Origin of the sequence: Ruegeria sp. B32 (assembly GCF_025141855.1) — a bacterium.
GTDB classification, from domain to species: Bacteria; Pseudomonadota; Alphaproteobacteria; order Rhodobacterales; family Rhodobacteraceae; genus Ruegeria; species Ruegeria arenilitoris.
Genome location: NZ_CP081106.1, coordinates 1757329 through 1777907 on the forward strand (window position 1 = coordinate 1757329; position 20579 = coordinate 1777907).

At 61.2% G+C, this 20579-nt stretch carries 17 protein-coding genes and 3 tRNA genes; 10 read left to right on the plus strand and 10 right to left on the minus strand.

Annotation, left to right across the window (positions count from 1 at the left end):
* The first annotated feature begins 44 nt into the window (after nt 1-44).
* Complete coding sequence (gene lexA / locus K3752_RS08935) at nt 45-743, plus strand: transcriptional repressor LexA (RefSeq protein ID WP_170363386.1); 699 nt, start codon at nt 45-47, stop codon at nt 741-743.
* Here the strand turns inward: lexA and K3752_RS08940 are convergent.
* Nucleotides 727-2769, minus strand: coding sequence for a ComEC/Rec2 family competence protein (locus tag K3752_RS08940; RefSeq protein ID WP_260063034.1), 2043 nt, complete (start codon nt 2767-2769; stop codon nt 727-729). The two genes, lexA and K3752_RS08940, sit on opposite strands and share 17 nt — an antisense overlap.
* Nucleotides 2770-2847: 78 nt before the next feature.
* On the opposite strand from K3752_RS08940, the gene gltX reads away from it, so the two are divergent.
* Both gltX and gltA read left to right on the plus strand, forming a co-directional pair.
* Nucleotides 2848-4254, plus strand: a complete 1407-nt coding sequence (gene gltX, locus K3752_RS08945) for a glutamate--tRNA ligase (protein ID WP_260063035.1) — start codon at nt 2848-2850, stop codon at nt 4252-4254.
* Between the two features lie 114 nt (nt 4255-4368).
* Nucleotides 4369-5664, plus strand: coding sequence for a citrate synthase (gene gltA / locus K3752_RS08950; protein ID WP_170338439.1), 1296 nt, complete (start codon nt 4369-4371; stop codon nt 5662-5664).
* Between the two features lie 38 nt (nt 5665-5702).
* On the opposite strand, the gene K3752_RS08955 is transcribed toward gltA, so the two are convergent.
* Nucleotides 5703-6773 (minus strand): PA0069 family radical SAM protein, encoded by a 1071-nt coding sequence (locus tag K3752_RS08955; RefSeq protein ID WP_260063036.1) that lies wholly within the window; start codon nt 6771-6773, stop codon nt 5703-5705.
* A 277-nt stretch (nt 6774-7050) separates the two neighbouring features.
* On the opposite strand from K3752_RS08955, the gene K3752_RS08960 reads away from it, so the two are divergent.
* Together K3752_RS08960 and K3752_RS08965 are read left to right on the plus strand one after the other, a co-directional pair.
* Complete coding sequence (locus K3752_RS08960) at nt 7051-7749, plus strand: B12-binding domain-containing protein (protein WP_093962188.1); 699 nt, start codon at nt 7051-7053, stop codon at nt 7747-7749.
* A gap of 175 nt (nt 7750-7924) precedes the next feature.
* The gene (locus K3752_RS08965) at nt 7925-8596 is read left to right on the plus strand and encodes a DUF1638 domain-containing protein (RefSeq protein ID WP_260063037.1); all 672 of its coding nucleotides are present in this window, start codon (nt 7925-7927) and stop codon (nt 8594-8596) included.
* Between the two features lie 25 nt (nt 8597-8621).
* Here the strand turns inward: K3752_RS08965 and K3752_RS08970 are convergent, their stop codons facing one another.
* Nucleotides 8622-9032 carry a SufE family protein gene (locus K3752_RS08970; protein ID WP_170368495.1) on the minus strand — a complete coding sequence of 137 codons (411 nt, stop codon included), beginning with the start codon at nt 9030-9032 and terminating at the stop codon, nt 8622-8624.
* 137 nt (nt 9033-9169) lie between these two features.
* Here K3752_RS08970 and K3752_RS08975 point away from each other — a divergent pair, with 137 nt between their 5' ends.
* Entirely contained in the window at nt 9170-9694 is a 525-nt protein-coding gene (locus K3752_RS08975) for a hypothetical protein (protein ID WP_170338433.1), read from the plus strand.
* A gap of 8 nt (nt 9695-9702) precedes the next feature.
* On the opposite strand, the gene rnd is transcribed toward K3752_RS08975, so the two are convergent.
* From rnd to purM, 3 genes are all read right to left on the minus strand, one after another.
* On the minus strand, nt 9703-10860 hold the full coding sequence (rnd, locus tag K3752_RS08980; protein WP_260063038.1) for a ribonuclease D: 1158 nt from the start codon (nt 10858-10860) through the stop codon (nt 9703-9705).
* A 113-nt stretch (nt 10861-10973) separates the two neighbouring features.
* Complete coding sequence (gene purN / locus K3752_RS08985; RefSeq protein ID WP_170373318.1) at nt 10974-11570, minus strand: phosphoribosylglycinamide formyltransferase; 597 nt, start codon at nt 11568-11570, stop codon at nt 10974-10976.
* Complete coding sequence (gene purM / locus K3752_RS08990) at nt 11567-12613, minus strand: phosphoribosylformylglycinamidine cyclo-ligase (protein ID WP_170373317.1); 1047 nt, start codon at nt 12611-12613, stop codon at nt 11567-11569. The genes purN and purM overlap by 4 nt, the downstream gene beginning before the upstream one ends.
* Nucleotides 12614-12719: 106 nt before the next feature.
* On the opposite strand from purM, the gene K3752_RS08995 reads away from it, so the two are divergent.
* Nucleotides 12720-12796: transfer RNA gene (locus K3752_RS08995), tRNA-Ile, on the plus strand.
* 13 nt (nt 12797-12809) lie between these two features.
* On the opposite strand, the gene K3752_RS09000 is transcribed toward K3752_RS08995, so the two are convergent.
* Nucleotides 12810-14129, minus strand: coding sequence for an ATP-binding protein (locus K3752_RS09000; RefSeq protein ID WP_260063039.1), 1320 nt, complete (start codon nt 14127-14129; stop codon nt 12810-12812).
* 44 nt (nt 14130-14173) lie between these two features.
* On the opposite strand from K3752_RS09000, the gene K3752_RS09005 reads away from it, so the two are divergent.
* Together K3752_RS09005 and K3752_RS09010 are read left to right on the plus strand one after the other, a co-directional pair.
* Nucleotides 14174-15088 (plus strand): MBL fold metallo-hydrolase, encoded by a 915-nt coding sequence (locus tag K3752_RS09005; protein WP_260063040.1) that lies wholly within the window; start codon nt 14174-14176, stop codon nt 15086-15088.
* 74 nt (nt 15089-15162) lie between these two features.
* Nucleotides 15163-15237: transfer RNA gene (locus K3752_RS09010), tRNA-Asn, on the plus strand.
* Between the two features lie 258 nt (nt 15238-15495).
* Here K3752_RS09010 and K3752_RS09015 read toward each other — a convergent pair.
* The gene (locus K3752_RS09015) at nt 15496-16818 is read right to left on the minus strand and encodes an amidohydrolase family protein (protein WP_260063041.1); all 1323 of its coding nucleotides are present in this window, start codon (nt 16816-16818) and stop codon (nt 15496-15498) included.
* 256 nt (nt 16819-17074) lie between these two features.
* Between K3752_RS09015 and K3752_RS09020 the strand changes: the two genes are divergently transcribed.
* Nucleotides 17075-17149 (plus strand) — tRNA-Asn (locus K3752_RS09020).
* Nucleotides 17150-17170: 21 nt separating this feature from the next.
* Here K3752_RS09020 and K3752_RS09025 read toward each other — a convergent pair.
* On the minus strand, nt 17171-18790 hold the full coding sequence (locus K3752_RS09025; RefSeq protein ID WP_260063042.1) for a long-chain-fatty-acid--CoA ligase: 1620 nt from the start codon (nt 18788-18790) through the stop codon (nt 17171-17173).
* Nucleotides 18791-18965: 175 nt separating this feature from the next.
* Entirely contained in the window at nt 18966-20576 is a 1611-nt protein-coding gene (pgi, locus tag K3752_RS09030; RefSeq protein ID WP_260063043.1) for a glucose-6-phosphate isomerase, read from the minus strand.
* Nucleotides 20577-20579: the final 3 nt, after the last annotated feature.

Consider the following 20579-nt stretch of genomic DNA (forward strand, 5'->3'; position numbering starts at 1 on the left):
ATGCGTAGAACAAAAGAAAACGCATGGGCAACGAGGTGTGAGCGATGCTGACCAAGAAGCAATTGGATTTGCTGGAATTCATCCACAAACGCGTTCAGGCGGACGGTGTTCCACCCAGCTTTGACGAAATGAAAACGGCGTTGGACCTGAGATCCAAATCCGGCATCCATCGGTTGATTACTGCACTGGAAGAGCGTGGGTTCATCCGGCGTCTCGCCCACAGGGCGCGCGCGATCGAGATCGTGAAACTGCCCGAGAGTCTTGGAGGCGAGCCGACCGCCGGCTTCACGCCTCGCGTGATCGAAGGTGACAAGCCCAGCGTGCCCCGCCCCGCCAATGTCGATCCTGTGTCGGTGGACGCTCTCGAACTTCCGGTGATGGGCAGAATTGCCGCCGGTGTTCCTATCGAGGCGATCAGCCACATTTCCCATCATGTTGCGGTACCGGGCACGATGGTATCGGGCCGTGGCGAACACTATGCCCTTGAGGTGCGGGGAGACTCCATGATCGACGCCGGTATCAATGACGGGGACGTGGTCGTGATCCGCGAAACGTCTTCGGCAGACAATGGCGACATCGTCGTGGCTTTGGTCGAAGATCAGGAGGCAACCCTGAAAAGGTTTTTCCGGCGCGGCCAGGCGATCGCGCTCGAGGCCGCCAACCCCGCTTACGAAACGCGGGTATTGCCCGAGGACAAGGTCAAGGTTCAAGGGCGTCTCGTCGGACTTATTCGGACTTACTGAAGCCGTCGGGCCGAGCCGGTGACCAAAGGCGTGGCCCCGTCGCATCAGCGCTGCTGAACATCTTTCCTTGGCGGATCGCAAGGCTGCCGGTCTTTCGCAGTCGGTCAGGATCAAAAACGGCGCAGTCACCGGTCAGTTTTATCGGCACGGCAGAGACCACGAGTTCGCCCGGTCGGCAAACGGTGACCTGCTGCGCCGCGCGCTTGCCCGTGATGTGGACCAGCTGGAAATCCTTTAAAGGATATCGCTGAACAAGATCTGGGGCCGATGGCCACCGGCCCGCAGCCTCCGGCTGGGTTGCTCCGTCTCCATCGTTTTCAAGCCAGACCGAAGCGACGAACCCAGCGCCTTTTTCCTTGCTCAACGCGCGGCCCTTCTCGGTCATCACCCCGACCAAACCACCTGAATCGGCGATCAGCACCTCGGGCCGCTGGCCTTGTCCCCAGAATACTGCGGCGAACGCCATCGGAAAAACTCCAACCCAGCGGCTGCGTCCCTGCCACAAAATGACCCACAGCGCACCCAAGGAAAACAGCGGCAGGACAAAACCGGGCGAGCTGGCAACGAAGCCCCGTGCACCATCCAGGCCGGACACCCAGTCCGAGACGGCCAGGATCCACGCCAGTCCGATACCCACCACATGGATCGCAACGGCCTCGAGCCCGAAAGGCGCGAGGATCGCTGCCAGAACTGCCGAGGGAACCACGACGGATCCCATAACCGGCACGGACAGGGTGTTGGCCAGCAAGCCGTAGTGCGACACCATGTTGAAATGTGCCGCACCAATTGGGGCCGTCGCCAAACCAGCGACCGCCGAGGAGCACAGAAGCCCACCCACCGGGCGCAACCACTTGGGCACTCTTGGAACCTCAACGTCGCGAAGGGCACCGAAAACCGCGACCAGTGCTGTCGTGGCGGCAAAGGACATCTGAAATCCGGGGCTGAGCAATGATTCGGGGCGAAGAAACAGCACCAACAGCGCCGCAACCGCGACGGCCCGCAAAGATATGGCACGCCGATCGATCAAAACCGCCCCAAACAGAACCGATACCATCACGAAGGCGCGCTCGGTCGCGACATTGCCCCCAGAAAGCAACAGATAGAGCGTTGCAGCGATCAGCGCGCAGACCGCGGCAACCTTGCGAACCGGCCACCGCAACGCCAAGGCGGGCAAGGCCGCAAGCAGTACCCGGCAAGTCACAAAGACGAACCCCGTCAACAACCCCATATGCAGGCCGGAGATTGCAAGCAGATGGGCAAGGTTCGACGCGCGCAAATTGTCCAAAGCGGCGGCGCTGATGCCGCTGCGATCCCCGGTCGAAACAGCTGCGGCAAAGCCGCCGACATCACCTGGCAGCACTTCTCTCACTCTGTCGGAAATGGCCATGCGCACGGCAGCGACACGCACCCCGGCCTCAAAGCGGGACGGAGCGGCGGTGACCACTGGCGTGCGCGCGTATCCGACCGCGCCCAAGCGCTGAAACCAGGCATGTCTGCGAAAATCAAAGCCGCCGGGTTCGACGGGACCTTGCGGCGGTGACAGATGGGCCGTCGTCATAACGCGTTGCCCTGGCACAATCGGTACATGGTCGCCATGCAACGAAAGTCGGATGCGCCGCGGGGCTTGGTCCGACGGCACGTCCCCGATCCGTACCTGGTCCAGCGTAACCCGCAGCGCATCCGAAGCAGAGCGATCCAACGCCACGACCCTCCCCTCAACCGGGCCGTAATAGCGCCATTTCAAAACCGGCTCTGCAACCATGTGAGCGCGAGCACCCGCCAGGATGAACCCAACGGCGACCAGCGCCCCCCCTATTGCCAACGGAGCCCATGCAGACGACATCCGGCGGCTGGCCCAAATGGCAAGCAGGGCCAACCCGGACAGGCCCGAATAAATCCGCGCATCCGGCTCGAACCGGATTGCGAAATACAGGCCTATGCCGATGGCCAGACAAACCGGAGACCAAGGCAAAAGGTGCCCTCGCTGGTTTAGCAACGCACCTTCGACCCACGCCACAACACGCATGGTTGCCCCCGTCCTTGAGGCTCGTTAGACAGGCTCGACTCTACGCTCAACGCGGTTACCAAAAGGTTAATCACTATAATGTCCGATCAGGTCGTCACCCGATTTGCACCCTCGCCCACCGGCTATCTGCACATTGGCGGAGCCCGTACTGCGCTGTTCAATTGGCTTTACGCCCGTGGTCGAGGCGGAAAGTTCCTGCTGCGGATCGAAGACACGGACCGCGAACGGTCAACGCCCGAAGCGACCGAGGCCATCCTCAAGGGCATGAGCTGGCTCGGGCTCGACCACGACGGAGATGTCATCAGCCAGTTCGAGGGCGCAGCTCGTCACACCGAAGTCGCGCATCAGCTGCTGGCAGAAGGCAAAGCATACAAGTGCTTTGCGACCCAGGAAGAAATCGCGGCCTTTCGTGAACAGGCCCGGGCCGAGGGCAAGTCGACCCTGTTCCGCAGCCCGTGGCGCGACGCCGACCCCAGCACACACCCCGACCGCCCCTTCGTTGTGCGGATCAAGGCTCCGCAGGATGGCACAACCGTCATCCGCGACAAGGTCCAAGGTGACGTAACCATCCGAAACGATCAGCTGGACGACATGGTCCTCCTGCGTTCGGACGGCACACCGGTCTATATGCTGGCGGTGGTCGTTGATGACCACGACATGGGTGTGACGCATGTCATTCGTGGCGACGACCACCTGAACAACGCGGCGCGGCAGATGATGATCTATGAAGCCATGGGCTGGAAAGTTCCGGTCTGGGCGCACATCCCGCTGATCCACGGCCCTGACGGAAAGAAACTCAGCAAGCGGCACGGCGCATTGGGCGCGCAGGAGTATCAGGCCATGGGCTATCCTGCCGCCGGTATGCGAAACTATCTGGCGCGCCTGGGCTGGAGCCACGGGGACGACGAGTTCTTTACCGATGAACAGGCCAAGGAATGGTTCGACCTGGACGGAATCGGGAAAAGCCCGGCGCGGTTCGATCTGAAAAAGCTCGAGAACTTGTGCGGACAGCACATCGCCATATCCGATGATGCTGCATTGCGGCAAGAAATCGAAGAATATCTGGACGCCGCTGGCCTGCCTGCGCTGACAGAAACACAATCGGGTGATTTGGAACGTGCGATGTATTGCCTCAAGGATCGGGCGCGTACATTTCCGGAACTCCTTGAAAAGGCGCATTTTGCACTGACTTCGCGACCGATCGAGCGCGATGAGAAGGCAGAAAAGGCGCTGAGTTCTGTATCCGACGGTATACTGGATCAATTGACGCCGCAGCTGCAAAATGCTAGCTGGACCCGGAACGAACTGGAGGAGACCCTCAATTCGTTTGCCGAGGCAAACGGGTTGAAGTTCGGCAAGCTGGCTGGCCCCCTCAGGGCTGCGTTGGCGGGTCGGGCCGTCACACCTTCGGTTTTTGACATGATGCTCGTGCTAGGTCGGGATGAGACCATTGCACGGATTTCTGATGCAGCGGCACAGTCCTGACTTCACATTCGGGTAACGCTGCTCCGCTACGACCTGACTCGCGCAGACTTGCGCGATCACCGCCCGTTTTGTCGGTCAGCGAGCCGGCATTCGTATGATTGAGGAAGGGAAAACATGACCGAGAGCAACAAGACAGCGACTCTGACCGTCCACGGAAAAACCTATGAGTTGCCGGTTCATTCGCCAACGGCCGGACCCGACGTAGTCGACATCCGCAAGCTCTACGGTCAGGCCGGCGTGTTCACCTACGACCCGGGCTTCACTTCGACCGCAAGCTGCGACAGCACCATCACCTATATCGACGGTGAAAAGGGCGAATTGCTGCACCGTGGCTATCCGATCGACCAACTGGCCGAGAAATCGCACTTCCTCGAAGTGTGCTTCCTGCTGCTGTACGGATACCTGCCCAAGGCCGACGAACTGGAAGAGTTCGAAACGACCATCACCCGCCACACCATGATCCACGAGCAGATGCACTATTTCTTCCGTGGCTTCCGCCGCGACGCGCATCCGATGGCTACGATGGTGGGCGTGGTCGGAGCCATGTCGGCTTTCTATCACGACTCGACTGACGTGGGCGACGAGCGCCAGCGCGAAATCGCGACGCACCGCCTGATCGCCAAAATGCCGACAATTGCGGCGATGGCATACAAATACTCGATCGGTCAGCCGTTCATCTACCCGCGCAACGACCTGGATTACGCGTCGAACTTCCTGTACATGTGCTTCGCCGTTCCGGCCGAGGACTACGTCGTCAACCCGATCCTCAGCCGCGCCATGGACCGGATTTTCACCCTGCACGCCGATCACGAGCAGAACGCCTCGACCTCGACCGTGCGTCTGGCCTCGTCGTCGGGCGCGAACCCGTTCGCCTGCATCGCGGCCGGTATCGCCTGCCTCTGGGGCCCGGCGCACGGCGGCGCCAACCAGGCCTGCCTGGAGATGCTGGAAGAAATCGGCAGCGTCGACCGCATCCCCGAGTTCATCGAACGCGCCAAGGACAAGAACGATCCGTTCCGCCTGATGGGCTTTGGTCACCGCGTGTACAAGAACTTTGACCCGCGCGCCAAAGTGATGAAGCAGTCGGCCGATGAGGTTCTGGACTTGCTGGGCATCGAGAACAACCCGAAACTGCAGGTCGCCAAGGCGCTTGAGAAACAAGCACTGGAAGATCCGTATTTCGTCGACAAGAAGCTGTTCCCGAACGTCGATTTCTACTCGGGCATCATTCTCGAGGCGATGGGTTTCCCGACCTCGATGTTCACCCCGATCTTCGCGCTGTCGCGCACCGTTGGCTGGGTCAGCCAGTGGAAAGAAATGATCGCCGACCCTCAGAACAAGATTGGCCGCCCGCGCCAGCTGTACCTGGGCGAAACTCTGCGCGACTACGTCGACATCGAAAACCGCTGAGACAGACAAAAGGCCCCGCCATCGAGCGGGGTCTTTTCTTATTGGAACAGTGACAATTGATCCCCGGCCCGAGCAGGCCGGGCAAATAGGTCGCAACGCAGTTTGGGAGTTGTGGTCGCCAATCCAAGTCGCGCAATCGCAGACTTGAACCGCTTGGCGACCATTTCGGCGTAGACCCCCTCGCCGCGCATCCGATGCCCCCACCGCGGGTCGTAGTCCCTGCCCCCGTGCATTTCGCGCAACCGCGCCATGACCTTTTCGGCGCGACCAGGCTCGTGCTCGGACAACCACTCCTGCCACAGTTGCGAGACTTCGCGGGGCAACCGTAGCATGATCCAACTGGCCGCATCCGCGCCTGCTTCGCGGCCGGCCTCCAACAGCGCTTCAAGCTCGTGATCGGTCAGTCCCGGTATGATCGGGGACGTCATGACGCGCACGGGAATCCCGGCCTCGGTCAACTTTCGGATCGTGCGCAGTCGACGTTTTGGTGCAGGGGCACGCGGTTCCATCCGCCGCGACAGGCCATCATCCAACGTGGTCAGCGAGATGCCGACCCTGACCAGCCCGAGGGCGGCCATGGGCGCGAGAATGTCTATATCCCGTTCGATCAAAGCGCCCTTGGTCACGATCGCAACCGGGTGGTTGAAATCTCTCAGAACCTCCAGGCAGGCCCTTGTGATCGAACGTGTTTTTTCGATCGGCTGATACGGGTCCGTATTTGTACCCAGCGCAATCGGCGCCACCTTGTACCGCGCGGACGAAAGCTCGCGCGCAAGCACATCAGGCGCGTTCGGACGTGCGATCAGACGCGTTTCGAAATCCAACCCGGCAGATAGACCGAGATATGCATGTGTGGGTCGGGCAAAGCAGTATACGCAACCGTGTTCACACCCGCGATACGGGTTGATCGACCGGTCAAATGGCAGATCCGGTGACTTGTTGTAGGTGATCAGAGACTTCGCGACCTCGTCCCGAACCGTGGTTCGCAAGGGAGGCGGTGGTTCTGGATCCTCCCAGCCGTCATCGACCGCCTCGTGCGCATACGCCTCGTACCGACCAGCGTCGTTCGATACGGCACCTCGCCCGGAAATAGTGTGGCGCAACGGCATATTTGTTCCCTCTTTGTTCACGTTATTCCTAGCATCTGCGGGTTTCCGCGGCAAGTCCGCCATCACAGTTGCCGGCTTTGTCTCATGCACAGAACCCATGAATACCGCTCAGAAAGATCATGTGAAATTTGGCGTCGAGCGCGGCAAGATTTTCACCTATAGGTCGGTCTCGGAACCGCCGAGGTCGCAATCGTCACAGTCTAACTGCGGCGAAATGGCCAAAACGGGAAAAACAGCCACCAAGGGCGCAAGGCCCGCCAGCTCAGGGAAATGACCCATGTCCGATGAAGAAGACATCGTCCTGTCGGAACTCAACGACGACGAACTCGTCGAACAGATGTTTGATGACCTCTACGATGGTCTGAAGGAAGAGATCGAAGAAGGCGTGAACATCCTGCTGGAACGTGGATGGGCACCTTATGACATCCTGACCAAGGCGCTTGTCGGCGGCATGACTATCGTCGGCCAGGATTTCCGCGACGGCATCCTGTTCGTGCCCGAAGTTCTGCTGGCCGCCAACGCGATGAAGGGCGGCATGGCCATCCTCAAGCCTCTGCTGGCGGAAACCGGCGCTCCGCGCGTTGGCAAGATGGTGATCGGCACCGTCAAGGGCGACATCCACGACATCGGCAAGAACCTCGTCTCGATGATGATGGAAGGCGCCGGTTTCGAGGTTGTCGATATCGGCATCAACAATCCGGTCGAAAACTACCTGGAAGCGCTTGAAACCGAGCAGCCTGATATTCTGGGCATGTCGGCCCTGCTGACGACGACCATGCCGTACATGAAAGTGGTCATCGACACGTTGGTCGAACAGGGCAAGCGTGACGATTACATCGTGCTGGTAGGCGGCGCCCCGCTGAACGAAGAGTTCGGCAAGGCGATCGGCGCTGACGCCTATTGCCGGGACGCGGCGGTTGCGGTCGAAACCGCCAAGGAGTTCGTCTCGCGCAAGCACAACCAACTGGCGGGTTGATCCTGCACGCCTTGTTTTGTCAAAGCCGCCTGTCCGGGCGGCTTTTTCATTTCCGGGCCGTGGCATCACAACGAGATCGAAACTCAGGTGCCGAGTGTGTGATCCCAAAGGCCGCGAACTTGCATCCGGGGCTTTTTCGCAGTCATTTGACATTGGAACCTTGCGGAGGCGAAACATGCCGCAGCACGACATGCCTGACGACAAACGCCTGACGGAAAAGGGCTTTGACGAGATGGATGCACAGCAAAGCATCCTGTTGATCGCCTGCGGCGCGTTGGCGCGCGAGATTCTGGACCTGAAAACACGCAACGGCTGGGACCACCTTGCTCTGACGTGCTTGCCTGCCATCCTGCATGTCTATCCCGAACGGATCACTCAGGCCGTCGAGGATGCCGTCGCCAAGCATCGCGACCAGTATGACCGGATTTTTGTCGTCTATGCCGATTGCGGGACCGGCGGACTGTTGGAGCAGGCCTGTAAACGACTGGGTGTCGAAATGGTGCGGGGGCCGCACTGCTATTCCTTCTTCGAAGGAAACGAAAAATTCGCCGAACGCGGCGACGATGAGACTACGGCCTTCTACCTGACCGACTTTCTGGCCAGACAATTCGATGCGTTCGTCTGGAAGCCGCTGGGGCTGGATCGGCACCCGGAACTGCGCGACATGTATTTCGGAAATTACACCAAGCTGATCTACCAGGCGCAGACAGATGACCCCGAACTGACCCGTCGGGCACAGGAATGCGCGGAGCGGATGGGGCTGGAGTTCGAACGCCGTTTCACCGGATATGGCGATCTCCAGACCACGCTGACAGACTGGGCCGGCGCACGCCCCAAATCTTCCTGATTGGCCCCCGAGTGGCGAACCCGGCTCAGGCGTTTTCGCGCGCTACGTCTCGGATTCGGTCGATCATCGCACGCACACCGTTTGACCGCTGGGCCGACAGATGTTCATTCAACCCCAATCGGGCAAGCTCGGCCGCGGCGTCGACCTTCTCCACTTCGGCAACGGGCAAACCGTTGTAAAGCGAGCGCAATACAGCAATCAGACCACGCACGATCAGCGCATCGCTGTCGCCGTCAAACCGAAAAACACCATTTTCGATCACCGGATGAAGCCAGACCTGACTGGCGCAGCCATGGACTTTGGTTGCCGGCACCTTCAAGGCGTCATCCAGCGGAGCCATCGCCTTGCCCTGCTCGATCACGTGGCGGTACCGGTCTTCCCAGTCCTCAAGGAACTCGAAATCCTCGACAATCTCCTCAAAGGCAGGCGTGGCCATGAACGTGGGTCCTCTGGTTGCGGTTCTGGTTCTGACCTAAGTCGCCCGATGTCCGGTGTCCACCCCTATGGGCGGCTTTTCAAACGACCCAAAGTAGGCTACCCAGTGCGAGTAATACCTTGCAAAGCTTTGGGTCCATGCAAAAAACTGTTTCCGTCCTTCTCGTCACCCTGTTGACCCTGTCCGCCTGCAGCAGCTGGCGCGATTCCCGGGCAAACCCGTCGAACTGGTTCGGGAACAGCACCCCTGCCCCGGTCGAGACATCGGCCAGCGACGCAGATGCGCTGGTGCCGAAGCAAAGCTCGGGCCGGGGACTGTTCGCGCGCCCTGAACCCGAAGATACCAGCGTACCGATCACCACCATCACTGAGCTGCGGATCGAGCCGAACGCCTCGGGTGCCATCGTTGTCGCGCAAGGCACCGCCTTCCGCCAGGGCGCCTATGACGCAAAGCTCACCTTCGTCGAATCCGAGGAAAACCGGAAGAACGGCGTTATGGAGTTCGTTTTCCGCGTGAACTACCCGACCTATGCCACTGCGCAGGGGCCCGAACGTACGCGTGAAGTGACCGATGCAGTCAATGTCAGCCGTCAGGACCTTGAAGGCATTCGTCTGATCCGCGTGGTCGGTCAGCAGAACGCCCTGGAATCGCGTCGGCGCTGAAATCGATCTTACAGGGGGACGACCTGAACAGTTTGTCCCTTCGCTGCCAAGGCAATCTCGCCTCTGCAGAGTTTGAGCGCGTCCTCTCCAAAAACCTCGAACCGCCAGCCGGACATCGCAGCAACGTCACGGTCCCCTGCCGCGATCTGATCCAGCTCCGAGCTGGTCGCGATGAGCTTGGCCGCGACCCCTGCGGTTTCCGTCTTTGACTTCAGCAAAACTCGCAGCAGGTCAGCCAGCGCAGGGTTCACCTTGATCTTGTCCCGGCTGTTGTCCACTTTGGGAAGATCCTCTGGCGGGCAATTCACACCTGCCTGCACGGCGGCCAGAATCCCGTCGGCGATGGCACCTTTGCGCGCTTCGCGCAGCAGCAAACGCGAGCCGCCCAGATCAGCATGCGTGCGTGGTTTGGTCGACGCCAGTTCGACCAGCGCATCATCCTTGAATACACGGCTTCGCGGCACGTTGTTTTGTTGGGCATATTCCTCACGGAACCGGGCAAGCTCCCGCACCACCGCAAGGAACTTGGCCGAGTTGGTCCGGGTCTTGACCCGCCGCCATGCCTCTTCGGGGCGGATGTCATAGGTTGCGGGATCGGTCAGAACGCGCAACTCCTCCGCCACCCAATGGCTGCGCTTGGATTTCTCCAGCTCGGCGGCCAGATGTTCATAGATTTTGCGCAGATGCGTCACGTCCGCCAGCGCATAGGTCTGCTGGGCCTCGCTCAGCGGGCGCCGCGACCAATCGGTAAACCGCGAGGTCTTGTCCAGACCCTGTTTGCAGATCTTGCGAACCAGCGTTTCATAGCCAACCTGTTCCCCGAAACCACAAACCATTGCAGCGACCTGCGTATCGAAAAGCGGTTTGGGGAAAATACCGGCCTCCACCCAGAAAATCTCAAGGTCCTGGCGGGCGGCATGGAACACTTTGACGACGTTTTCGTTCTGGAACAATTCGTAAAGCGGCTCAAGCGACAAGCCGTCTGCCAGCGGATCGACCAATACCGCGCTGTCCTCGTCTTCAGAGGGCACGGCCAACTGGACCAGACATAACTTGGAGTAGTAGGTCCGCTCGCGCAGGAATTCGGTGTCGACGGTCACATAGGGGTATTGGGCGGCAGCCTTGCAGAAGTCAGCCAACTCTCGCGTGGTTTTGAGGGTCTTCATGCGCTTGCTATTCTTGCTCTTGCTCTGGTCATTGCCCGTTGGTTTCTTCTGCCCCGAGCGCTTGGCCAGACCATAGGCCGAATTGGCCGCTCATGTAAATCTCTGGCGCAAGATCAGGGGAGTAACACCGGTGCGCGATCGCCACGGGCAAAGCGCTCCAGAACCGCCGGATACAGCTTGTGTTCCCAGGCCAGCACCTTCCGAGCAAGCGAATCCGGGGTGTCGCCGGGTTCGACCGGAACCCGGGCCTGCCCCAAGATCGGACCATCATCCAGCGCCGCGGTGACCTCGTGGACGGTGCAGCCGTGTTCGGCATCCCCGGCGGCGATGGCGCGGGCGTGGGTGTTGAGCCCTTTGTACTTGGGCAGCAGCGAGGGGTGGATATTCAGCATCCGCCCATGAAACCAGGACACGAAATCGCCAGTCAGCACGCGCATGAACCCCGCCAGGCAGACGATGTCTGGCTGCGCCTCGAGCAGCGGCTTGCACAGCTCGGCCTCAAACGCGGCGCGGTCACCGCCGAACGGTCGGTGATCGACCACGGCTGTGGCAATCCCGCGATCAGCCGCCTTGGCCAAGCCGCCAGCATCCGCATTGTTCGACAGAACCAGACAGGGCCGCGCCGGGTGGTCGCCTGTCATGCTGTCGACCAGCGACACCATGTTCGACCCGCCCCCTGAAATCAGAATGGCGACGCGCTTTTGGCTCACAGCAGCTTGCCTGCGTAGCTGACGCCCGCCCCTTCGGTGACCGACCCGACGCGCGCGACGCTCTCGCCGGCATCCGACAGCAGGGCGGCCAAGTCATCGGCGCGGTCGGCGGCACAGACGACGATCATGCCGATCCCGCAGTTGAAGGTCTTGAGCATTTCCGCCTCGGCGATGCCCCCGGTTTCCGCCATCCAACGGAACACCGGCGGCAGATCCCAGGCGTTCAGGTCGATTTGCGCACCCAGATCGTCGGGCAACACGCGCGGCAGGTTCTCGGTCAGCCCACCGCCGGTGATATGCGCCAGCGCATGGACGCCACCGGCCCGGATCGCGGCCAGGGCGGGTTTGACGTAGAGCCGCGTGGGCGTCAGCAGCGCCTCTCCCAAAGGCCCGTCGCAGAAGGGCGAATCCGCATCCCATCCCAGGCCCGAGATCTGAACCAGTTTACGCACCAGCGAGTAGCCGTTGGAATGCACCCCGTCCGAGGCCAGCCCCAGCAGAACATCCCCGGCCTGCACACCGGCGGGCAGATCGCTGCCGCGCTCCATCGCGCCGACAGCAAAGCCTGCCAGGTCGAAATCGCCATCGGGGTACATCCCCGGCATCTCGGCGGTTTCACCCCCGATCAAGGCACAGCCCGATCGGACGCAGCCCTCGGCGATGCCCTCGATGATCCGCGCGGCGGTCTCGGTGTCCAGCTTGCCCGTGGCGAAGTAATCCAGGAAGAACAACGGCTCGGCCCCCTGGCAGATCAGGTCGTTGACGCACATGGCCACCAGGTCGATCCCCACACCATCGACCACGCCCGTGTCGATCGCAATCCGCAGCTTGGTGCCCACGCCATCGGTTGCCCCCACCAGGATCGGGTCGGAATACCCTGCCCCTTTCAGGTCGAACAGCGCGCCGAACCCGCCAAGGCCGCTCATGACGCCGGGGCGGTTCGTCCGCTTGGCGGCGGGCTTGATCCGGTCGACCAGCGCGTTGCCCGCATCGATATCCACGCCCGCATCTGCATAGGTGATGCCGTTCTTGCCCGCTGTCATGGCCGTTCCCTCATGAATGCTTTCAGCGCGGGTTAGTCGATTGTGCGCCGCGTTGCAACGGTCAGGCTTGACGCGGCCGTTCTGCGTGGTACCCAAGCGCTCAGGCGGGCCTGTAGCTCAATTGGTTAGAGCAGAGCGCTCATAACGCTTTGGTTGGGGGTTCGAGTCCCTCCGGGCCTACCAAATACGGCCGAAATCACCGCCCGATGATGATGTCCGCGCACAAACCGCCCAAGCGTTCGCTTTGGCCCAAGCGCAAAACACCGCCGTGGACACGAGCGATATCTGCAACGATGGCCAGCCCGAGGCCCACCCCGCTGCCCTGATTCTGGTTCCGCGACGGGTCCAACCGGCTGAACGGCTTAACCGCCTCGGTCCGCTGTTCGGGCGGGATGCCGGGGCCATCATCCTCAACTCGAATGCGCAGCGATTTGTCAGTCAGGGTCATGCTGACCATCGCGTGCGACCCGTAGCGCACCGCGTTGCCGATCAGGTTTTCCACGGCGCGGCGGATTGCAGTCGGACGCAGCATCACTGCACCCTGCCCTTCGGGCGGCAGCAACTCGACACTTTGTCCGGCCCGTTGCGCATCATCCACGATCGAGCGCAAAAGCTCATCCGGACGAACCTCGACCTGCTCGCCCTCGGACGCGCCGCGCGAGAAATCAAGAAAGGCATCCAAGAGTGACTGCATTTCATTCACGTCCTGAAGCAGCGGCTTTGCATCTTCCTCGGGCAGCATCGACAGGCCAAGCTTGAGCCGGGTCAGAGGCGTTCGCAGGTCATGGCTGACACCCGACAGCATCAGGGTCCGCTGCTCGATCTGCCGCTCGATCCGGGCGCGCATGTCAAGAAACGCGCTGCCAGCGGCCCGCACCTCGACGGCCCCTCCGGGGGTGAACGGCACGACCCGACCGCGACCAAAAGCCTGCGCCGCGTCGGCCAGCCGAGTGATCGGCCGCAACTGATTGCGCATGTACAAGAACGAAATCGAGGTCATGATCACCGCAAAGAACAGCATCGTGACGATCAACTGGTGCGGAGCGACCGTCGACAGACGCCGGCGATCAAAGCGAAGCTCCAAAACACCCAGATGGGTGTTCAAGAACAAAGTCGCGACCTGACTGTCCGGCAACGATACCGCCACGAGGTTCGGCAGCAGCTCTCGAAGATCAGCGTCGATCTGCGGTGCGATGAAATCATACCAGCGTCGCGGTTCAATCGTCGGCGTTTCGTTGATCCCCAGAAAGCGGGCCTGCATGTCCAGCACCCTCAGATCCGGGCGCACCGCGGCCAACGCCTGCTGTTGGGTTTCGGCACCCTGAATATCTTCTAGAACCAGCCGCACTTCGCGCGACGCCGCCCGGGTCATCTGACCGGTCACATCCTCGAGGTGTTCACGCACGAATGCCACCGACACCACCAACAGAACCACGATCACCGGCAGCACCAGAATCAGGGCCGCCCGGGCATACAAGCTGCGGGGCAAATAGGGTTTGAGCCAGCGCGAGGACATGCGCTAAACCTAGCGGGCTGCCCCGCCAAGAGAAAGAGGCCAAGATGCTGCCAGCAGACGATTTCAACCCGAAACCGGGGATCCCTGTCGCCCTGCAGCCGGGCCTCAGGCTCTTGCTGGCCCCGAACCCGTCGCCGATGACCTATCTGGGGACAAATACATACCTCCTGGGCACCAGCGACCTTGCCGTAATCGACCCCGGACCGTTGAGCGACAGTCACATGCAAGCCATTCTGGATGCGCTGCAGCCCGGGCAAAAGATCAGCCATATCGTGGTCACCCACAGCCACCTGGACCATTCGCCGCTGGCTGCTCCGCTGTCAGAGCGGACAGGTGCCCCGATCTACGCCTTTGGCGGGCCACAGGCAGGGCGCAGCGCGATCATGTCCCAACTGGCCGAGCAAGGCCTCGCCGGCGGCGGCGAGGGAATCGACTCGGAATTCCGCCTGGACATCGAGTTGGCGGACGGCGACAGGATCGAGGGGGACGGATGGGGCTTTGAGGTCATTCACACGCCGGGTCATCTGGGCAACCACATCGCGCTGGCCTGGGGAGACGTTTGTTTCACCGCCGATCACGTGATGGGCTGGGCCAGTTCGCTGGTTTCGCCTCCGGATGGCGATCTGACAGACTTCATGAAAGCCTGCCACCGGCTACGCGCACGCGACTGGTCCGTCTTCCATGCCGGACACGGCGCGCCGATCACAGACCCTTCGGGTCGGCTTGACTGGTTGATCCGCCACCGGCTCGAACGTGAGGCACAAATCCTCGACGCGCTGGCCGAGCGCCCGGGCACAGCCCGGGATCTGGCCCAGCGGATCTATGTAGAAACCCCGCCTGCCCTGCTTCCAGCGGCCGAGCGCAACGTGTTTGCCCATCTGGTGGACCTGACCGGAAAAGACCGCGTCGCCCCCCGGGGCGCGCTGTCGGTGCAGACCAGTTTTCATCGCATCTCCTGAACGCACAAAAAATTCGCCCTCGGTGCTTTTCCCCTCTGGACGCCGAAAAACCGGATTGCTATATGCGCCTCAGTTCCGGCGTAGCTCAGCGGTAGAGCAGTTGACTGTTAATCAATTGGTCGTAGGTTCGATCCCTACCGCCGGAGCCAAAATCCTCTGATTTCAGAAGTTTGTGGCGCACCCAACCGCTCGCGTCCCGTGTATGGTCGGTTGCCGATCCGACAGGCCGGGTTTTCAGCTAGTTCCAGGCATACAATCAGCCTGCCCCCAAGGACCTGCGCCATTAGTTTGGAGTTGGTCTTTCGATCAGCCCAATCCTGTCAATCACACCCGCGAAACATCAGAGAATTTTTCAGCGCCTGTGACGCAAGTTTGGTCCGCCATGCATTTGCACAGCAGATCGTCCGCTACAGTTCGTTTTTGTAGATCACCCCGCCCTTCATGATCAGATCGAAGCGCTCTTCGTATTCGGTCATGACAGACATGTCCTCAAGGGGGTTGCCGTCGATCAAAAGGATATCCGCATGAGCACCTTCCGCAATGACACCCAGCGCCCCGGGATAAGGATTGCGCGGCCCCGACAAGGCAAGCAACTCGGCTGATTTCGAGGTTGCCTGACGGAGTATTTCGGCATTGTCGAACCATTCCGTTCTCAGAACGAACTCCTCGTTTGCGCGCTTGATCATCTCAGGAGAAGTGATCACGTCCGTGCCGAAGACGATATTCTCGAATCCAAGCTCCTTGGCCATGGTGAACATCTGGTTGATGCCGTCATAGGCTTCGTCATGCTTGGCTTTTTGTTCGTCGTTGTAGCCTGCCGGATGGAATGTGTAGACGATGACCTGCGGCGACAGCCAGGCATCATGCTCCATCATCACGCGCATGGCCTCTTCGCTCATCAGATTGCCATGCTCGATGGACTTCACCCCATTCTCGACGGCGCGGATGATGCCATCCGAGTTGTAGACATGGGCGGTAACGTAGGTGTTCCAGTCTTCGGCCGCCTCGACGGCTGCACGGATTTCGTCTTCCGTGTACTGCGTGGTGTCCAATGGATCAGCAAATGACCCGGTGCCGCCACCGACCGAAATCTTGATCTGCGAGGCCCTGCGGCGCAACACCTCGCGTACGGTTTTCAGAACCTCGTCACGCCCATCGGCAACTGCGACATGGAAGTATTTCATCGGAATGCTGGGCTCGAACACCAATGAACCGGGCTCGTTTGCGTCCGTCCGATGATCCGAGTGGCCCGAGCTCTGCGAGATCATGGGACCCGAAGGATAGACCCGAGGCCCCGTCAGGATGCCCTCGTCTATGGCGCGTTTCAGTGAAAACGAGTTCCCGCCGACATCGCGGACCGTCGTGAACCCCTGCATCAGGTATTGTTCGGCGACGGTTGCGGCAACATAGGCCCAGTATTCGCGATCGGCATTGAATGCGATACCGAACGGCATCTGAAACATCAGATGCGCATGCATGTCGGCAAATCCGGGCATCAGGAACCGACCCTGCGCATCGATCACCGTCGCCCCCTCCGGCGCATCCAGATCAGGGCCAATGGCCGTGATCACGCCGTCTTGGATCAAAACGTCCTGACCCTCGATCAGGTCGGAACGGACACCGTCGAAAATCCGAGCGCCGGTGATCAGGGTTCCGGCCTCTTGGGCGATCCCCGGCGCGGCGAGAACAAAGAAGAAAAGCTTCGCTGCAATCCTGCAAGCTGTCCGCATCTTGGGTTCCTTTCCGATTTCAACAGGTTCACCGAAGAATGGTGCATTATCGAGAGGCTAGTCTCTTTCTGATCCGGATGAAACGATCACGTCGCGGCCGGTGCGTAGATCAACGCAACGTTTCACTGCCGCACGAAACAACAAACCTGTTCACCCCGATTGAAATCCGAAACGGAAACCTGGGGCGCGCAATTCGTCCAAAGAAAGCAATTTTCGTCTGGACCTCGTCTTTGCAGATTGGTACACGCCCCTCAGTTCCGGCGTAGCTCAGCGGTAGAGCAGTTGACTGTTAATCAATTGGTCGTAGGTTCGATCCCTACCGCCGGAGCCAAAAATCCTTAGAAATCAAGCGTTAACCTGCCAAGGCGTCCTTGAATTCATCCCGCAGTTTGCGTTTCAGCACCTTGCCCGTTGCATTCAGTGGCAGCGCGTCGACGAAGACCACTTTGTCCGGCACCTGCCACTTGGCAATCTTGCCGTCGAAAAACTCCAGAAGCTCGGCCTCGGACGGATCTTCGCCCTCGGCCTTGACCGCCACCAGCAGCGGGCGTTCGTCCCATTTGGGATGTGGCACGCCGATCACGGCCGCGGTGGCCAATCTCGGGTGCGCTACGGCGATGTTTTCCAATTCGACTGAGCTGATCCACTCACCGCCCGACTTGATGATGTCCTTGGAGCGGTCGCGGATGGTCATGTAGCCATCGGGGTCCAACGTCGCCACATCGCCGGTGGCGAACCAGCCGTCCTGCAGAAGCTCTTGATCCTGCAACTTGAAATAGCTGTCCAGCACCCAGTGGCCGCGCACCATCAGGTCGCCCTGCGTGACCCCGTCATGCGGCAAGTCGTTGCCGTCGTCATCGACGATCTTCAGCTCGACCCCAAAGGGCGGACGACCCTGATTCTCGCGTAGTTTGTGCTGTTCCTCGATCGGCAGCTTGCGATGCTTGGCCAGCGGAATGTTGGCGGTGCCCAGCGGGCTCATTTCGCTCATCCCCCAGGCATGCACGGTGTCGACGCCGTATTTTTCCCGGAAAGTTTCGATCATCGAGGGAGGGCACGCCGCGCCGCCGATCACCGTACGTTCGAGGCTTTCCAGCTTGGTGCCGCATTTGGCGGCATGGGCCAGCAGGCCCTGCCAGATCGTGGGAACCCCCATCGCCAGCGTCACGCCATAGGTGTCGATCAGGTTCACCAGCGCCTCGCCATGCAGGTCCGGCCCGGGCAACACCATCTGCGAACCGGACATGGCGCAGCCATAGGGCGACCCCCAGGCGTTGACATGGAACATGGGCACCACCGGCATCACCACATCCATCGCCGAATACCCGATGACGTCGCGGGTGTTCGAGGCAAAGCTGTGCAGAACGGTCGAACGGTGCGAATACAGAACCCCCTTGGGGTGGCCGGTCGTGCCCGAGGTGTAGCACAAGCTCGAGGCGGTGTTTTCATCGAAGACGGGCCATTCGAAATCGGGGGCACCGGTCTCGATCAACTCGTCATAGAATTCCAGTCCGGGGATCTGCTGGAGTGCGTCCTCGTTGCGCGGCCCCATCAGGACGAAATGCTTTACCTCGGTCAGTTGATCGTGGATCGCCGCGACCAGCGGGATGAAAGTGGCGTCGAAGAACAGCACCCGGTCCTGCGCGTGGTTGATGATGTAAACCAGTTGCTCAGGGAACAGGCGCGGGTTGATCGTGTGGCACACAAATCCGGCACCCGAGGCGGCATAGTAGATTTCCAGATGCCGGCGGTTGTTCCAGGCCAGGGTGCCGATCCGGTCCTGCGGCTGCAGGCCCAGCTTGGTCAGCGCCGACCCCATGCGCCGGGCATTGGCAGCGATCTCGCCCCAGTTCGTCCGGGTGACGGTTCCGTCGGTTTCGACCGAAACGATCTCGGTCTGACCATGATAGCGCGCAGCATGATCGATCAGTGACGAAATCAACAGCGGCTGCGTCATCATCTGTCCCAGCATGGACATCCTCCCATTCATCGCGCCGGCCTGATGCGGCGTCCGTTGCGGCCGGGCGGCACGGCGGCGTGGCCGGCCCCGGGGCTTCTCCTCGGGGCCGATCCTGCCAATCATTTAATTGTCTGACAATAAAAGAATGCGGCCTGCCGTGGCGGCAGGCCGTCAGATTTGCAGGGCTTCAGCCCCGGTGCCGCAGCGCATAGGACACAAGTGCGGCGGTCGAGCCGTCCTTGCCCTCGGTGCCCGCATCGCTATCGACGATCGGCCCCAGCGAGGTGGCCAGTTCCTTGCCCAGTTCCACGCCCCATTGGTCGAACGAGTTGATGCCCAACAGCACGCCTTCGACGAACACCCGGTGTTCATAGAGCGCGATGATCTGGCCCAGAACGAAGGGCGTCAGCTGCGGAAAGATCAGCGTGGTCGACGGTCGGTTGCCCGGGAACACGCGATGCCGGGCCTGACGCTCCAACTCGTCGCCCTGAAGGCCCTTCTCGGCCATGCGCGCTCGCGCTTCCTCAAGCGACCGGCCGCGCATCAACGCCTCGGACTGGGCCAGGCAGTTGGCCAGCAGCAGGCGGTGATGATGGGCCAGCTCGGGCTCGTGGCCTTCGGCGGCCACCATGAATTCGCAGGGGATCACGTCGGTGCCCTGGTGGATCAGCTGATAAAATGCGTGCTGCCCGTTGGTGCCGGGCTCGCCCCAGACCACCGGTCCCGAAGGCACGCTCAGCGCCGAGCCGTCCATGGCCACAGATTTGCCGTTCGATTCCATCTCGAGCTGTTGGAAATAGGCCGGCAACCGCAGCAGCCGTTGGTCATAGGGCAGCACCGCGCGGCTGGCATGCCCCAGCACCTGACGGTGCCAGATGCCCACCAGAGCCAGAATCACTGGCATGTTCTCGGCCCAGTCCGCGGCGCGGAAATGCACGTCCATCGCCTGCCCGCCGCGCAGGAACGCGTCAAAGGCGTTCGAGCCCACCGCGATCATCACCGGCAGCCCGACCGGACCCCAGACCGAATAGCGCCCGCCGACCCAATCGGCAAAGCCAAACACGCGGTCCGACGGGATGCCGAAGTCTTCCGTCTTGTCCACGGCGCTGGACACGGCCGCGAACTGCCGCCCCGGGTCGCCGCCGCCATCCAGCATCCAGGCCCGCGCCGTCCGCGCGTTGGTCATGGTTTCGATGGTGGTAAAGGTCTTGGACGCCACGATCACCAGCGTCCGCGTCGGGTCCAGTTCGCGCAGCGTGTCGGCGATGTGCGCGCCATCCACGTTCGAGACATAGTGCAGGCGCGGCCCGTCGTGATAGGGCGCCAGCGCCAGCGTCGCCATCACCGGCCCAAGGTCCGAACCGCCGATGCCGATATTCACCACGTCGGTAAAGCTGCCCCCTGCCCCCTGGGCCGTTCCGCCCCGGACCTCTTCGGCGAACACGCGCATGCGCTGCAGGGTGTCCAGAACGTCGGGCATCACGTCCTGGCCATCAACCTCGACCGGGCCGCCGTCCAGATTGCGCAGCGCCGTATGCAGCACCGCGCGGCCCTCGGTTTCGTTGATCTTGTCGCCCCGGAACATCGCGTCGCGCCGCTCGGCCAGACCGGCTTGATCGCACAGGTCGATCAGCGCCGCGCGTATGTCCGCGTCGATCAGGGTCTTCGAATAGTCGAACAGCAAATCCCCGGTCGAGGCCGAGAATCTCTGCGCCCGGTCGGGATCCTGCGCGAACAGGTCGAGGATGCGGGTATCCGCCGCCTGCGCGGCAAGGGTTCTGAGAGTGTCCAGTTGCATGAG